This window comes from Pantoea sp. PA1 (assembly GCF_056856975.1).
Genome location: NZ_JBXGEE010000004.1, coordinates 229228 through 244991, shown reverse-complemented (window position 1 = coordinate 244991; position 15764 = coordinate 229228). Strand labels below are relative to the sequence as shown.

General features: G+C 57.5%; 16 protein-coding genes. 5 read left to right on the top strand and 11 right to left on the bottom strand.

The window, feature by feature from the left end; genetic code table 11:
- Positions 1 to 115: 115 nt before the first annotated feature.
- Together AC1V0D_RS16710 and trmB are read right to left on the bottom strand one after the other, a co-directional pair.
- Positions 116 to 442 carry a YggL family protein gene (locus AC1V0D_RS16710; RefSeq protein ID WP_009087152.1) on the bottom strand — a complete coding sequence of 109 codons (327 nt, stop codon included), beginning with the start codon at positions 440 to 442 and terminating at the stop codon, positions 116 to 118.
- Positions 442 to 1161 carry a tRNA (guanosine(46)-N7)-methyltransferase TrmB gene (gene trmB, locus AC1V0D_RS16705; protein ID WP_009087154.1) on the bottom strand — a complete coding sequence of 240 codons (720 nt, stop codon included), beginning with the start codon at positions 1159 to 1161 and terminating at the stop codon, positions 442 to 444. The genes AC1V0D_RS16710 and trmB overlap by 1 nt, the downstream gene beginning before the upstream one ends.
- Before the next feature lie 154 nt (positions 1162 to 1315).
- Here trmB and mutY point away from each other — a divergent pair, with 154 nt between their 5' ends.
- From mutY to mltC, 3 genes are read left to right on the top strand one after another with little or no spacing between them, the layout of a single operon-like run.
- The gene (gene mutY / locus AC1V0D_RS16700) at positions 1316 to 2404 is read left to right on the top strand and encodes an A/G-specific adenine glycosylase (RefSeq protein ID WP_482907781.1); all 1089 of its coding nucleotides are present in this window, start codon (positions 1316 to 1318) and stop codon (positions 2402 to 2404) included.
- Positions 2401 to 2673 (top strand): oxidative damage protection protein, encoded by a 273-nt coding sequence (locus AC1V0D_RS16695; protein ID WP_009087157.1) that lies wholly within the window; start codon positions 2401 to 2403, stop codon positions 2671 to 2673. The genes mutY and AC1V0D_RS16695 overlap by 4 nt, the downstream gene beginning before the upstream one ends.
- 53 nt (positions 2674 to 2726) lie before the next feature.
- The gene (mltC, locus tag AC1V0D_RS16690; RefSeq protein ID WP_009087159.1) at positions 2727 to 3806 is read left to right on the top strand and encodes a membrane-bound lytic murein transglycosylase MltC; all 1080 of its coding nucleotides are present in this window, start codon (positions 2727 to 2729) and stop codon (positions 3804 to 3806) included.
- 746 nt (positions 3807 to 4552) lie between these two features.
- On the opposite strand, the gene AC1V0D_RS16685 is transcribed toward mltC, so the two are convergent.
- Complete coding sequence (locus tag AC1V0D_RS16685; protein WP_482907780.1) at positions 4553 to 6706, bottom strand: ornithine decarboxylase; 2154 nt, start codon at positions 6704 to 6706, stop codon at positions 4553 to 4555.
- A 562-nt stretch (positions 6707 to 7268) separates the two neighbouring features.
- Here AC1V0D_RS16685 and acuI point away from each other — a divergent pair.
- Positions 7269 to 8252, top strand: a complete 984-nt coding sequence (gene acuI / locus AC1V0D_RS16680) for an acrylyl-CoA reductase (NADPH) (RefSeq protein ID WP_111208358.1) — start codon at positions 7269 to 7271, stop codon at positions 8250 to 8252.
- 27 nt (positions 8253 to 8279) lie between these two features.
- Here the strand turns inward: acuI and AC1V0D_RS16675 are convergent, their stop codons facing one another.
- Complete coding sequence (locus AC1V0D_RS16675; RefSeq protein WP_009087165.1) at positions 8280 to 8777, bottom strand: CinA family protein; 498 nt, start codon at positions 8775 to 8777, stop codon at positions 8280 to 8282.
- A gap of 522 nt (positions 8778 to 9299) precedes the next feature.
- Here AC1V0D_RS16675 and AC1V0D_RS16670 point away from each other — a divergent pair.
- Positions 9300 to 9596, top strand: coding sequence for an Rdx family protein (locus AC1V0D_RS16670; protein WP_009087166.1), 297 nt, complete (start codon positions 9300 to 9302; stop codon positions 9594 to 9596).
- Positions 9597 to 9606: 10 nt separating this feature from the next.
- Here AC1V0D_RS16670 and AC1V0D_RS16665 read toward each other — a convergent pair whose 3' ends face one another.
- The 7 genes from AC1V0D_RS16665 to AC1V0D_RS16635 all read right to left on the bottom strand — a co-directional run bounded on the left by AC1V0D_RS16665 (position 9607) and on the right by AC1V0D_RS16635 (position 15510).
- The gene (locus AC1V0D_RS16665) at positions 9607 to 10146 is read right to left on the bottom strand and encodes a PadR family transcriptional regulator (protein ID WP_140029519.1); all 540 of its coding nucleotides are present in this window, start codon (positions 10144 to 10146) and stop codon (positions 9607 to 9609) included.
- A 69-nt stretch (positions 10147 to 10215) separates the two neighbouring features.
- Positions 10216 to 10995, bottom strand: coding sequence for a siderophore-interacting protein (locus AC1V0D_RS16660; protein ID WP_482907779.1), 780 nt, complete (start codon positions 10993 to 10995; stop codon positions 10216 to 10218).
- Positions 10996 to 11389: 394 nt separating this feature from the next.
- Positions 11390 to 11584, bottom strand: a complete 195-nt coding sequence (locus AC1V0D_RS16655) for a hypothetical protein (RefSeq protein ID WP_033736052.1) — start codon at positions 11582 to 11584, stop codon at positions 11390 to 11392.
- A 217-nt stretch (positions 11585 to 11801) separates the two neighbouring features.
- A complete protein-coding gene (locus AC1V0D_RS16650) occupies positions 11802 to 12671 on the bottom strand; it encodes a helix-turn-helix domain-containing protein (RefSeq protein ID WP_140924965.1) in 870 nt (289 codons plus the stop codon).
- 236 nt (positions 12672 to 12907) lie between these two features.
- Positions 12908 to 13072 carry a DUF2474 domain-containing protein gene (locus tag AC1V0D_RS16645; protein ID WP_482907821.1) on the bottom strand — a complete coding sequence of 55 codons (165 nt, stop codon included), beginning with the start codon at positions 13070 to 13072 and terminating at the stop codon, positions 12908 to 12910.
- 19 nt (positions 13073 to 13091) lie between these two features.
- A complete protein-coding gene (gene cydB / locus AC1V0D_RS16640; protein WP_046102528.1) occupies positions 13092 to 14096 on the bottom strand; it encodes a cytochrome d ubiquinol oxidase subunit II in 1005 nt (334 codons plus the stop codon).
- A 1-nt stretch (position 14097) separates the two neighbouring features.
- Positions 14098 to 15510: a cytochrome ubiquinol oxidase subunit I gene (locus AC1V0D_RS16635; RefSeq protein WP_009087179.1), complete on the bottom strand. Its 1413-nt coding sequence runs from the start codon at positions 15508 to 15510 to the stop codon at positions 14098 to 14100.
- Positions 15511 to 15764: the final 254 nt, after the last annotated feature.

The following is a 15764-nucleotide window of genomic DNA, read 5'->3' as shown; positions in this document are numbered from 1 at the left end:
GGAACCGTTCAGCAATCGGGCCTCAGCCCGACATCGTGTTTTTTAAAACCGGGCCGGCGGCCTGGCGTTCTGCCCCATCCGGGATGGCAGACCAGCAGCCTGACCGACCTGACCTTTAGTCCCACCAGACGTCGAAGAGTTCCGTCATCTGCACATCCTGCAGCTTGTGATCTTCCAGCCATTTGCGGACCAGAGCGCGATGCTCCTCGGTGCATTTGCCGGTTTTCTGCAGGCAGACCAGACCTTCCCACACCAGGTAACCGCTGCCATCAAAAGCCAGACCGTTAGGATCGATCGCTTCGTTGATGAACTGGTTGAGCGTCTCATCAATTTCACTTTCGCTGGTGCCTTCCGGGAAGCGCCAGGCAACCGAGAACCCCAGCTCCTGAAACTCATCAATGTGCAGTTTTTTGCGTAAACGGCGGCTGCGTTGTGTGGCCATTATTTCACCCTCTCAAACATTAAATCCCATACGCCGTGGCCTAAACGCTGCCCGCGCTGCTCAAACTTGGTCAGTGGACGCGTCTCAGGACGCGGCACATAATTCTGTTGTTCTGACTGGTTACGGTAACCATCAATGCTGTTCATCACTTCCAGCATATGCTCCGCGTAGGCTTCCCAGTCGGTCGCCATGTGGAAAACGCCGCCCAGCTTCAGTTTACGCATCACCAGTTCGGCGAAAGGCACCTGGACGATACGGCGTTTGTTATGACGCGCTTTGTGCCACGGATCGGGGAAAAAGAGCTGAACCATGCGCAGCGAGTTATCCGGGATCATCTTCTCCAGCACTTCCACCGCGTCATGACACATCACCCGCAGGTTCTGTACATCCGCCTCTTTCGCGGCGGCCAGACAGGCTCCCACGCCTGGCGCATGCACTTCAATACCCAGGAAGTTCTGATGCGGCGTATTCTGCGCCATGGTGACCAGCGACGCGCCCATACCAAAGCCAATCTCCAGCGTCACCGGTGCCTCGCGGCCAAACAGCGCGACTAAATCGACCGGCTCCGGCTGGTATTCCACCCCCATGACCGGCCACAGGGTGTCCAGCGCCTGCTGCTGGCCTTTGGTTAAGCGACCCTGGCGGCGCACAAAGCTGCGGATCCGGCGCAATGGCCGCCCGTTCTCATCAAATTCTGGGGTGATGACGTCATTAATCATGTAAAAGCCTGCTGGTTAGCCTGTTCCGGGAAACGGGCATTATGCAAAGTTCATAAGCAGAAGCAAGCCTTTGCAATCTTCCGGTTTACACCTAGGTGCGCATGTGCTGGAATTCCTGCCTGAGTGTAGAGTAAACACGGAAATTTTCCTTCTTATGATGCAAGCGCCGCAGTTCGCGCAACAGGTGCTGGACTGGTATCAGCGCTTTGGCCGCAAAACCCTGCCCTGGCAGCTGGAGAAAACGCCTTACAAGGTGTGGCTGTCTGAAGTGATGTTACAGCAGACCCAGGTTGCCACGGTTATTCCCTACTTCGAACGCTTTATGGCGCGCTTCCCCACGGTCAGCGATCTGGCGGCGGCACCGCTGGATGAGGTTCTGCATCTCTGGACCGGCCTCGGCTACTACGCCCGTGCGCGTAACCTGCACAAGGCGGCAAAACAGATTGTCGATGTTCATCAGGGCGAGTTCCCTGTGAATTTCGATGATGTCTCTGCCCTGCCCGGCGTAGGCCGCTCGACGGCGGGGGCGATCCTGTCGCTGTCACTGGGACAGCACTTCCCGATTCTGGATGGCAACGTCAAGCGCGTGCTGGCCCGCTGTTATGCCGTCAGCGGCTGGCCGGGTAAAAAAGAGGTCGAGAAGCGGCTCTGGCAGATCAGCGAAGAGGTCACTCCTGCTGCGGGTGTCAGCCAGTTTAACCAGGCGATGATGGATCTGGGCGCGCTGGTCTGCACGCGCTCGAAACCGAAGTGCGAAATCTGCCCGCTGAACAGCGGCTGTGAAGCCTATGCCAGCAGCAGCTGGGCCAGCTATCCCGGTAAGAAGCCTAAACAGGTGCTGCCGGAGCGCAGCGGCTGGTTCCTGATGATTCAGGATGGCGATGATGTCTGGCTGGAGCAGCGTCCCCCCGTGGGTTTATGGGGAGGGCTGTTCTGCTTCCCGCAATTCACCACCGAAGCGGCGCTGAACGACTGGCTGGCGGCACGCGGCATCCACGCCAGACCGCAGCAGATGACGGCCTTTCGTCACACCTTCAGCCATTTCCATCTCGATATTGTGCCAATGTGGCTGGCATGGCCTTCTGTCGGGGCGGCGATGGATGAAGCAGGCGGTCTCTGGTATAACTTAGCGCTGCCACCATCTGTGGGATTAGCTGCACCCGTTGAGCGCCTGCTGCACGAGCTGCGCCATCTCCGACAACTGGCTTTGGACAGTTGTGAGATTAATGAGGAAGAAGAATGAGCCGCACCATCTTTTGTACGTTTTTACAGCGCGACGCGGAAGGACAGGATTTTCAGCTCTATCCGGGCGATTTGGGTAAGCGCATTTACAACGAGATTTCGAAAGAAGCCTGGCAGAAGTGGATGGCGAAGCAGACCATGTTGATCAACGAGAAGAAGCTCAACATGATGAATCCTGAGGATCGTAAAGTCCTGGAGAAGGAGATGGTCAACTTCCTGTTCGAAGGCAAAGACGTTCACATCGAAGGCTATACACCGCCAGAAGCGTAAATTTTCGGGCCTCATCGCTGGGGCCGGTTATCCAGGTCAGGCTTGCATTCCCAATGAATAAAAAATTAATCGCCCTGCTGGTGATAGCACCACTTTTGGTTTCCTGTTCCGGGTCGAAAAAACAGCAGTTCCACGAAGAGTGGGTAAAAGACACTAACGGCTTTGATATTCTGATGGGGCAGTTTGCTCACAATATTGAGAATATCTGGGGTATCAATGAGGTCCTGATCGCCGGACCCAAAGATTACGTCAAATACAGCGACAACTATTACACCCGCAGCCACATCAACTTTGAAAGCGGTAAGCTGACTATCGAGACGATTTCGGGCACCGATCCCATGGCCAGCCTGCGTCAGGCGATCGTGACCACCCTGCTGATTGGCGACGATCCGGGGAATGTCGATCTCTACTCCGATGCCAACGATATCGTGATCAGTAAAGAGCCACTGCTCTATGGTCAGGTGCTGGATAACACCGGGCAGCCGATCCGCTGGCAGGGCCGCGCTGAAGCCTTTGCTGACTATCTGATCCAGCACAAACTGCAGCGCCGCACGTCGGGTCTGCATGTGATTTACACCATTACAATTCCGATGGTGCCGAACCACCTGGATAAGCGTGCCCACAAATACCTGCCGATGGTGCGCAAAGCCGCCGAACAGTATGGTGTGGATGCGTCACTGATTCTGGCGATTATGCAGACCGAATCGAGCTTTAACCCCTACGCCGTGAGCCACTCCGATGCACTGGGCCTGATGCAGGTGGTGCAGCACACCGCCGGTGTTGACGTGTTCCGCATGAAGGGGAAATGGGGCAAGCCAAGCCGCAGCTATCTGCTGGACCCGGAGAACAATATCGATGCGGGCACCGCCTATCTGTCGCTGTTGCAGCGCAGCTATCTGGGCGGCATTCAGGATCCGCTGTCCCGCCGCTATGCGGTGATCACCGCCTACAACGGTGGTGCAGGCAGCGTTCTGCGCGTCTTCTCCAGCGATAAAGATCGGGCATTCGCGATGATTAACGACCTGCCGCCGAACAGGGTCTATCAGATCCTGACCAGCCAGCATCCGTCGGCGGAGTCGCGCCGTTATCTGTATAAGGTGAGTACCGCACAGCGGAGTTATCGGGGGTTCTGATTGGAGCCGCTGAAGCGAGGGGGGTTGCTGCGCGAGCGGAGTCTGAGAGGGTTTCGTTCGCCGGGTGAATCCGGCAGTTTCAGTTTCGCCTCTGCAGGCGACCGACAAGGGGGCGCCAGTCGCCGCGCCCCCTTGACCCCGGGCTCCGGCCTGCCTCACCGCCGCTTCGCGGTCCCTTCGCTTCTTCCGGATTTCTCACGGACCGGCAGGACGCGCCATCCCTGGCGCGACCCTGCCTCTTCGCGACATCCCTGTCGCTCGTCCTGAAATCCCTCATCCGCTCAGCGGCTCAGACGGCCTCCCTCTCCGCTGTTAACTTTTCTATCTATCTGGCTCTCATATCGCGGTGCGTTTAGGAGACTGCTTTAGCCTTCAGGCCAGCAGACGATGCTTCACATCAGAAAACAGAAGATATCAAAGGCGGGGGTGTGGGAGAGGCATCCGGCGCGCTGAGGAGCAACCGGAGGCCAGGATGAGCCGACAGGACGTCGGCGAGAGGACGGCACGAGCCAGGGATGGCGAGTCCGGACGGTCCGTTGGCCGCAGGGCGTGACGAAGGCACCCCGCAACGCGGGGCGCGGAGGCTGCCGGACGCCGGGATTGTTAAGGGGCGGGCGTCCGCCCCTTGACGCGTCCGCCTGCACGGGCAGGCTGAAACTCCCTCACGCCTGGCGGGCGAAACCTTCTCAGAGCCAGCCCACCGCCTGGCAGGCGAAAGAATCTCATAGCCCCTTCGCGCAGCGAAGCTACCCCCTCACCATCATATTGGCCACCAGATATTTACGTCCCTGCTCATCCTCTTCGGTGTAAACGCCCTGCAGCTCTGGCGAGAAGCCTGGCAGCAGGTTCAGCCCCTCTTCCAGGGCCAGGAAGTAGCGCTGCACTGCGCCGCCCCAGATCTCTCCCGGCACCACGCAGAGCACACCCGGCGGATAAGGCAGCGCGCCCTCGGCGGCAATCCGTCCTGCGGCCTCGGCTATCGGCACCAGCTCGACCTCACCGCGAATATACGCCTGATGGGCATCCTGCGGATTCACCCTGACCGGCGGGAACTCCGCGGCGCGGAACATCAGACGCTGCAGATCCTTCACATTGTGACTGACGTAAAGATCGTGCATCTCCTGACAGAGGCGACGCAGAGTGTAACCGGCATAGCGTTGCGCATTTTTACGGTAGATCGTCGGCAGCACTTCGGCCAGCGGCGCATCATCCCTGACGTGCTGCTCGAACTGCGCCAGCATCGCCACCAGATTCGCCATCTTCTCCGGGCTCTCTGCTGGCGTCAGCAGGAACAGGATCGAGTTGAGGTCGCACTTCTCCGGCACAATGCCGTTTTCGCGCAGATAGTTCGCCAGAATCGTGGCCGGGATCCCAAAATCACTGTACTCCCCGCTGGCGGCATCGATCCCCGGCGTGGTCAGCAGCAGCTTGCAGGGATCGACCCGATACTGATCGCGCGCATAACCGGCAAAACCGTGCCACTTTTCCTGTGGTTCGAAGCTGAAGTAGCGCAGATCGCGGGCGATCGTCTCCGTGGGCGCATCCTGCCAGCGCTGCCCGGCCACGCGCTCCGGCACAAATGGCAGGATCATTTCGCAACGCTCCAGGATCGCTTTACGCGCATCGATCCCCAGCGTGACGCACTCATCCCACAGGCGACGCCCCGCCTCGCCCTGATGCATCCGGGCGTTAATATCCAGCGCGGCAAACAGCGGATAAAACGGACTGGTTGAGGCGTGCAGCATAAAGGCGTTATTCAGCCGTTTGTGCGGACAGAAGCGGCGCTGTCCGCGAATGTGATTATCTTTTTTGTGGATCTGCGAGGTCTGTGAAAAACCCGCCAGCTGCTTGTGCACCGACTGCGTGACAAAAATGCCGGGATCGTTCTCGTTCAGTTCTAACGTCAGCGGCGAGCAGCCTTGCATCAGCGGGATAAACTGCTCATAGCCGAGCCATGCGGAATCAAACAGGATGTAATCACACAGATGACCGATGCGATCCACCACCTGACGCGCGTTGTAGACCGTGCCGTCGTAGGTGCCCAGCTGGATGATCGCCAGACGGAAAGGCCGCGCCTCTTCTGCGCGCTGGGGCGCAACCGCCGCGATCTGCTCGCGCAGATAGGCCTCATCAAAGCAGTGCGCATCAATGCCGCCAATAAAGCCGAAAGGATTGCGTGCCGCCTCCAGATAAACCGGCGTGGCCCCCGCCTGGATCAGCGCGCCATGGTGGTTCGACTTATGGTTGTTGCGATCAAACAGCACCAGATCGCCCCGGGTCAGCAGCGCATTGGTCACCACTTTATTGGCGCTTGAGGTGCCGTTGAGCACAAAGTAGGTTTTGTCGGCGTTAAATACCTTTGCCGCATACTTTTGTGCATCTTTAGCCGATCCTTCGTGGATCAGCAGATCGCCCAGTTTGACGTCGGCATTGCACATATCCGAGCGAAAAACATTTTCGCCATAGAAGTCATAAAACTGTTTACCCGCCGGATGTTTCCTGAAGAAAGCGCCGCCCTGATGACCGGGGCAGGCAAAGGTACTGTTCTGCATATCAACATAGCGGGAGAGCGTCTCAAAAAAGGGCGGCAGCAGCGCCGCTTCATAGGCCTGCGCGGCCGCCTCCAGCGCAATCCACTCCTGCGGATCGCCATTCAGCTCCCCGCTGACGCCTGGCAGGTGCATCACCTCCTCTTCAAAGGCGTTGGCGACAAATACCGGCAGGTCGAACCCGGTATGACGCAGCAGTGTCAGTATGCCGCTGCGGGTATCCGCCAGCGAGACGACAACCGCCGCGACATCGGTAAAGTCGGTGTTATCCAGCGTCACCACGTCGCGCGCGGTGTTCAGAGTCAGACTGGGCGCCACAGCGGCGCTGGCAGCAATTTTCAGTGGAGTCATAAAGCGTCCCTAACGGCAGGGAGGAGGTGCCCGTGGCACAATCATGGGGACAGCGCCCCGGCGAAGAATGTCAGTGAAAACCGTCAGAAGGCATTGTGCAGCCGTTGAAGAGCAGATAACCGGCCGCTGCCAGGCTGGCCTCACCGCATGGGGAACCGCAGCGTGTTCAGGAAAGAGGAAAAACCGGTGCGCGCCGGAAAGAGCGAACGGTAATCCGGGCGGGTGCGCGGTGAACCGGACATGGCGACGTCCTCTGTGATGTATAAACAGGGCCAAAAAGTGGCGGTCATGATGTCATCTTTTTTTTACGTGGACAACCCGAGCCAGGCAATTATCCGGCAGGCCACAAAAAAGATAACACCCTGTTTTTAATAAATAATTTATAGATAAAAATTAACAGCACGACTAATTATATGAAATATATGCAGATTTATGCAGAGAACGATCGGCGGCTGACGATGCGCGTGAGCGGGATTCACTGCCCCCTGGTCTGACCCTTGCCCTACCGCATTGCCTCTGCCGGGCGTACACTCATCCTCACTGTCACACTCCTGGAGGATGCATGTTCAAGGCACTGATCATTGAAAATGACGAGCAGGGTTACCGCGCCCTGCTCAAAGATCTCCCCGAATCGCAACTGCCCGACCACGATGTCACGCTCGACGTCAGCTACTCATCCCTGAACTACAAAGATGCCCTGGCTATCTGCAACAAAGGCCCGATTGTGCGCCAGTTCCCGATGGTGCCGGGTATCGACTTTGTGGGCCGGGTCACCGCCAGCCGCCATCCCGACTGGAAAGAGGGAGATATGGCCCTGCTGACAGGCTGGGGTGTGGGCGAAAAACAGTGGGGCGGCCTGGCACAGAAAGCCAGCGTCAGCGGCGACTGGCTGGTGCGCGTTCCCGCCTCCCTCACTCCGCTACAGACGATGGCAATGGGCACGGCGGGACTGACCGCGATGCTCTGTGTGATGGCGCTGGAGAAACAGGGCATCACGCCTGACCACGGGCCGGTGCTGGTGACGGGTGCCAGCGGCGGCGTCGGCAGCTACAGCGTCAGCCTGCTGGCGCGTCTGGGATATGAGGTTATCGCCTCCAGCGGACGCGCCAGCGACCATGCCTACCTGATCGACACCCTGGGGGCGACCTCAGTAATCGATCGTGATGAGCTGTCGCAGCCAGGCAAGCCGCTGGCAAAAGAGCGCTGGGCTGCCGCGATAGACAGCGTGGGCAGCCACACCCTGGCGAACGTGCTGGCCGCCACCCGGCGGGACGGCGCGGTAGCCGCCTGCGGTATGGCGCAGGGTCTCGACCTGCCTGCCAGCGTCGCCCCCTTTATTCTGCGCGGCGTCACGCTTGCCGGTGTGGACAGCGTGCTCTGCCCGACACCGCTTCGCCAGCAGGCGTGGCAGCGGCTGGGTGAGCTGCTGGATGGCGAACGGCTCAGCCGGCTGAGCCGGGTCATCCCGCTGAGTGAGGCGAAACAGGGCGCGCAGGATCTGCTGGACGGAAAAGTGCAGGGCCGGCTGATTGTCGACTGCCGCTGACGGCTTCTGAAGGCGCGCTTCGCGCCTTCAGAGCGTGCTCTGCTGCAACCGTCTGATAAGTCCCTCCAGCGCGAACTGCGTGCCCTGCTCCATCACCGATTTCGGATCGCCACTGAACTGGTGGCACTCCGCCTCATCCCGGCCGTCGGGCAGGACCCAGCCAAACCAGATGGTGCCTGCCGGGGTTCCATCTTCACCGCCATCCGGCCCGGCATAGCCGGTAATCGACAATCCCACCGGCTCACCCGAGCGTGCGCAGGCCCCCTGAACCATCTCCCGCGCCGTCTGTTCGCTCACCGCCGTGTGCTGTTTCAGCGTGGCGGGATGCACACCCAGCAGACGGATTTTGGCGTTATCGCTGTAGGTCACGAACCCACTGGTGTAGAAGTCACCGCTGCTTTCCACCGCCGCCAGCGTCATGCTGATGAGCCCGGCGGTACAGGATTCGGCGGTCGCCAGATGCAGTCCGGAAGAGAGTAAAAGTGTGCCCAGTTGTTCAGCCGTTTGCGCTAATGATTTTGCCATTATGGTTTCCTTAATCGTCAGTCCGGAACTCCAGGTATAGCGCAAAATCCGTGAACAAATAGACGCAAGGCAATGTTTTTAAAGCGAAACGGTCAGATTGCCCGGCAGAAAACCAGGCCTTCAGTTGATCAAAGCGTCCTGCTGCGAAACAGGATGAGAGTAGTCCGCCAGCCTTCGTAAATCGGTGTTTATTCCTGTCGTGATGTCTCTCAGAGCCGCGATAAATAGCGGCGCGGATGAGCACCTGCTACGCCAGCGTCGTTACCTCCCTCGCCAAAAATGAGGTAACAGAGCAGCGAATCCTTTGATTAATTGTTAGTATTCACTTGCTTGCTGACATGCCAAAGACGGCGCTGCATAAAAGCCGCAAAAAAGCAGAACAGCACATTGAGCGAGACGCTGACCCGAGAAAATTTAATTAAGATTCTGTTTTAAATAGCTTTATGAGTTCATAAACAACCACAGCGCACACTTTTTTAACCTGAATGCACTGGCATTTATCAATACGTAAGGAAGAGAGTTATGGCGCAAAAACCTGTGGTCGTTATTCACTACTGTATGCAATGCAACTGGCTGATGCGGTCAGCGTGGATGGCACAGGAACTTCTGCATACCTTTGCTGAGGATCTGGCGGAGGTGACGCTGAAACCCGGCACCGGCGGTGTGTTTGAGATCATGCTGGATGAGCATCTGCTGTGGGAACGTAAGCGGGATGGCGGCTTTCCTGATGCGACCACGCTGAAACAGCGGGTGCGCGACATCTGTTTCCCGGATCGCACGCTGGGTCACATCGACAAAAACAAAACGGAGATCGGCTAAGTTACCCGGCTCAGCTGTGAGTGATTTTCTCTGCCGCGTCGTGCAGGGCCGCAATCAGCGTCTGCAACGCGGCATCAGAGATATCTTCCTGCGCCAGCCGCTGGTTCAGAGCGACTTTCAGTCCGTAAATCGCCTGCTCGACGGCGGGAATGCTGCGATTGTTGACCAGAATCGCCAGCGTGGAGAGACGCGTGATCAGGCGGGAGACCGTTTCGCGGTTATCTGCCAGCAGCGCCTTACCGGCGGCCGTCAGGCGATACGCTTTGCGCGCGGCCTGAGCATCCAGTACCTCAATCGCCTCCATCTCCTCCAGCAGCGTCAGGTTGGGATAGATGATCCCCGGGCTGGGGGTGTACTCCCCTTTTGACAGCTCCTCAACCGACTTAATCAGCTCATAACCGTGCGCCGCATGCTGCGACAGAAAATGCAGCATCAGCAGACGAATCTCACTCGCTTCCAGCATTTTTTCACGGCGTTTTCGCCGCCCGCCACAACCGCCTGTGCGGGCACTTGGGTCGTCAGCGGAAAAGGGCGTGGGATGCTGTTTCATAGTCTGGCCTGCGAAAAAAGGAGCCTGATGGTAGTCTGCCGCCAGGCAAAACTCAATTGTCAGCGCCGGTTACTTCTGGTGCCAGTAGGCCACCGCCCGCACGAAGTCACTGTTGATGCCGCGCTGCATTGTGAAATAGTCGCAGAGCGCCTTCACAAACTCACCTTCACCGGTCAGCCAGATAAAGTAATCCTCCGCCGGGAATGTTACCTGATCCAGCCGGGCAATCAGCTGGCTGAGCTGCGCGGTCTGCATCTGACCGCTGCCGAGCCAGTTCAGCGTCACGCCGGTGGTGTCCGGCAGGTAGTCACGGCCCGTTGCCTCATCGGTAAAGGCGTAGAGATGCAGGGCCTGCGCCCGGGCATCGCGCTGACGACGTGAAAAGGCGGGCAGCCCGGTTTCGTCGCAGACATAGAGCTGGAAGGCGTAATCGGTCGGCACCACCAGCGAACCGCGTGGCCCGCCGATCACTAAGCGGTCGCCCGGCTTCGCCTGGGTTGCCCAGTCACTGGCGACACCCTGCTGATGAATATAGAAGTCGAGCGTCAGTGAGGCGCCATCAAATTCCAGCGGCGTGTAGTCGCGGGCCGGTGGACGCTCGCCCTCGGGCCAGACAATCGCTCCATCGGTGATCTGCGGCAGCGCCAGTTCGGTCCCTTCTGCCGTCGGGAAGAAAACCTTGATATGGTCATCGAAGCCAGGTGAGGTAAAGCCCGCCAGATCGCTGCCACTGAAGCGGATGCGCCAGAAGTGCCCGGCAATCTGAGTTTTGCTTTCGACCTGAATATGACGGAAACGCAGTTCATTTCGGACGCGCTGCGGCACGCGCGGATTCGTTGATGCTGGCAAAATGTCTCTCCTGGAACGGGACAGATACCCGTTATTCAAAGGGTTGGCGATGATTAGTTAATAAAAATCATTCTCATCTGAAGCCAGAAGATAAGCGATGATATATCTTGAGCACAATGACGAAAAATGCGATCCGACGGTTTAAGATATATTTTATACCGACGCGATGAGTGCAGGCCCTGGATTTAACAGAGAGCGGGAAGGCGTTAAGAACAAAGGTCAGCCGCAGAGCAGGCCTCGCCGGACGCGCAGCAGAGACGGCCCGGAAACGAAGCCGCAGACGCTGCAGCGGCAAATCAGAGAAGAGCGGATGTGAACAGAAAGGGGTCAGGCTGTCCGGCTCCTGATGAGCCGGGCAACGTCTGCGCCGCCGGGGCTGGCCGCGCATTCACAGTTACAGGGTATCGCCGAATCCGGAGAAGCAGTGATTACTGCTGTTCTGTTCCGGCAGCTCACCATCACCCACAATTTCATGACCGGCGCTCTGAGAGTGCGGATGCAGTCCGGCTGGCGGTGAGAAGGGTTCAGCCTGTTGTGCCATTGCCATAACGGGCAATGCCAGAATCAGTGAGATTATTAAGCGTCGCATAGGTGTCTTCGTTTGTGTTCTGGCCGTGAACGGCCTGAAATGCAGATGATTGTTCCAGCCCTGCTACAGATGCACGATGATTAAAGTACGGCAGGGTTTCGGAGGAGAATTTTACGCCAGAACGGGGAGTTATTTTATAAAATCGTGCGGTTTATCACGGTTCACCGCACGAAAGATGCATCCGGCACGCCGCTGGCAGTGTGCCCTGCTCCACTGACTACGCCCGGGTAACCGGAATGGAAAAAACGCCGCTCAGCCAGTCGGGCTGACATTGCGTAAAATCGAGACTCAGCAGATCTTTACCCTGACGGCGTGACACGCCCAGTCCGGGCAGATGCTGATAGTAGATATCTTCAATAAAACGCGTCAGCTGCTCTGGCCTGCCGCTCCAGCGGATGCGCGCATAGAGGCCCCGCTCTTCGCGCCAGCTGACGGTATGCTCGCCCAGCAGCGCCGCATGCTGCGGCTCCAGCGCCTGAAACAGGCTGATATTCTGCTGGTCAGCCGAGCTGTGGCCGGGACCATACTGAAAGCCTAACCACCCCTGCTTCACATGACTGCCCGCCAGCGCCACCAGCTGCCGCGCCTGGTCGGCTACCCGGTGTTCGCGGTCGGCGATGTAATTACCGAACTGACACTCCCACTCCAGCGTCTCGCCGCAGAGAGGCAGTTCTTCCTCGCGCTCCACCAGCGTCGCGCGCTCATCCAGCGAACGCGCCAGTATACGGCCGTGAAAGTTTTTAACCGGCAGATGAGGAAAACGGCGAAACGCGCCGGGCGTCAGCGAGAAGTGCCCTTTGAATACGCGGGTGAAGTTTTGCTGGTTATCAAAGCCAAAGCGAACGGCGATATCGATGAGCGTCATGCGCGTCAGCCGGAGCGCCATGGCGGCCATTGTCAGACGCCGTTTGCGGGTATAGGCCGCCAGCGTCTGTCCGGTCATCTCCTTGAACATGCGCTGCATGTGCCATTTGGAGTAGCCCGATTTCAGGGTGATCTGATCGATATTGAGGTCGTCGGTAAGATTGGCTTCTATCCATTCGACTAAGTCGTGAATGTGCTGTTTTTTGATGGCCTGGCTGAGCATGATGGCGATTTACGACGCGGGTTAAGACTGAGAATTTCGTTACAAAAGAATAACAAAAATCGCGAATCGGTGTAAGGAAAGGGTAAGGCGAACACGCCCGTGCGGGGCGATTTCGCATTAATTGCTTAGGTTACTAACTAAAAAAGGCTGGCTCGCGCCAGCCTCCTGATGATTAAAAAAATCTGCGCCGCACTGAGCCTGCGCGTTAGCAGCACCCACCGCCGTTACCGGGACAATTAATGGCTGCGCATCCCCGCCGCCGTCATCATCATCCGGAACAGAGAGGCAACAACACCCAGCGCCAGTACGCTGGCGGCATAGATAAACACCAGCCACATGACGCGCTTCCACCAGGGCGCTTTCGCGTCATTGCCAGCTTTCGTTTCGTTGTGGCTTTTCATGCTGCTGAGACTTTTCATATCAATGATATCCTGCGTCTGCTTTGATTTTTCCACGGAACACGTAGTAGCTCCAGAAGGTGTAGCCCAGGATCATCGGGATGATCAGCAGGCTACCCACCAGCATAAAGGCCTGACTCTGTGGCGGTGCCGCGGCGGCCCAGATGGTCACTGACGGTGGAATAATATTTGGCCAGATGCTGATGCCCAGTCCGGAGAAGCCCAGGAAGATCAGCGCCAGCGTCAGCAGGAACGGAGAATAGTGCGCTTCACGTTTGATGGCGCGCACAATGCCCCACGAGCAGAGCAGCACCAGCACCGGAACCGGCAGGAACAGGAAGAGGTTTGGCTTACTGAACCAGCGATGCGCGATGTCGCCATGGGCAAACGGCGTCCACAGGCTGACAATCCCGATAACCACTAACAGGGCGATGACCAGCGGTGTCGCCAGCGCGGACATTTTGCGGTGCAGCTCATTTTCGGTCTTCATGATGAGCCAGGTGCAGCCCAGCAGCGCGTAGGCCACTACCAGACCGACGCCGCAGAACAGCGGGAACGGTGCCAGCCAGTCCATGGCGGAACCGGCGAAACGGCGTCCCTCAACCGGAATGCCATCCAGCAACGCGCCCACGGCCACACCCTGACTGAAGGTAGCGATGATCGAACCGGCAATAAATGATTTGTCCCAGAAGGCGCGATGACCTTCGACCGCCTTGAAGCGGAATTCAAAGGCAACGCCGCGGAAAATCAGACCAATCAGCATGGCGGTCAGCGGGATGGTCAGCGCATCGGCAATCACCGCGTAGGCCAGCGGGAACGCGCCGTAGAGGCCTGCCCCGCCCAGCACCAGCCAGGTTTCATTACCATCCCAGACCGGCGCGACGGTATTCACCATCATGTCACGCTCACCGGCATCTTTATTGAACGGGAAGAGCAGACCGATACCCAGGTCAAAGCCATCCATCACGATATACATCAGGGTTGCGAAGACGATAATCACAAACCAGATAATAGAAAAATCGATCATCTTAGTGGTCTCCATCCTTAAAGGTGGCAGCCGAAAGCGGACGCGCCGGCGTTTTCTTCTGACCGGGTCCACCCTCTTCGGTGATATGACCTTCGCCAGTAACCGGTCCCTGCTTAATCAGACGCATCATGTAGTGGTAGCCCACCCCGAACACCGAGCTGTAGACCAGAATAAAGGCCAGCAGACTGATGCTCATGTGAATGTCACCATGCGCCGACACCGCATCGATGGTGCGCTGCACGCCATAAACCACCCACGGCTGACGACCAATTTCGGTGGTGAACCAGCCAGCCAGGATGGCAATCAGACCCGATGGCCCCATCAGCAGCGCAAACCACAGGAAAGGACGCGACTCATAGAGACGTCCTTTGAAACGCAGCCAGAGGCTGACCACGCCCAGCGTAATCATCAGCAGGCCCAGCGCCACCATCACGCGGAAGGACCAGAAAATGACGGTTGAGTTGGGACGGTCCTCTTTCGGGAACGACTTCAGCGCCGGAACCTGCTTGTCCAGGCTGTGCGTCAGGATCAGGCTGCCAAGGTACGGCACCTCCAGCGCATACTTCGTCCGCTCCTGCTCCATATCGGGAATACCGAACAGGATCAGCGGTGTGGCTTCACCCGGCGGGTTTTCCCAGTGCCCTTCAATCGCTGCAATTTTGGCAGGCTGATGTTCCAGCGTGTTCAGGCCGTGCGCATCACCGATCATCGCCTGAATCGGCGCGACAATCAGTGCCATCCACAGCGCCATCGAGAACATACGGCGGATAGCCGGATTGTTGTTGCCCTTCAGCAGATGCCAGGCCGCCGACGATCCCACGAAAAACGCGCTCGCGAGGAATGCCGCCACCGACATATGGAACAGCCGGTAAGGGAAAGAGGGGTTAAAGACGATTTTGAACCAGTCCTGCGGAACCACGATGCCATTCTGAATGATGTAGCCCTGTGGCGTATGCATCCAGCTGTTAGAGGCGAGGATCCAGAAGGTTGAAATCAGTGTTCCGAGGGCAACCATACAGGTGGCAAAGAAGTGCAGACCCGGCCCCACGCGATTCCAGCCAAACAGCATCACGCCCAGGAAACCCGCTTCCAGGAAGAACGCCGTCAGCACCTCATAGGTCAGCAGCGGGCCGGTGATACTCCCGGCAAAAGCCGAGAAGCCACTCCAGTTAGTCCCGAACTGATACGCCATAACCAGCCCTGAGACCACACCCATACCGAAGTTAACGGCAAAGATTTTGGACCAGAAATGGTAGAGATCGCGATAAGACTGATCGCGGGTTTTGAGCCACATACCTTCGAGTACGGCCAGGAAACTGGCGAGACCGATAGTGATGGCGGGAAAGATAATATGGAAGGACACAGTAAATGCGAACTGAATCCTGGCCAGATGAAAGGCATCTAATCCGAACATTGCTTACCTCTTTGCCACATAGAACACCATGTATTTACTTATAATTAACAACTTAAGCCTGATGCGCGGGTTTCTCTGCGCTTATTGAAATTCCCGCCGCAAATTTAAAACTATTTGCGACGCGGAAACAGAAACAGTGGGATGAATGAAAACTATAACAGTATTTGTTGATTCTGATCATTGTTTTTAGCAGGAATTACTTATTTAAAAATAAGGCTTAAAGGTTAATTTAAGCGCACTTATGTGTCGCTAAT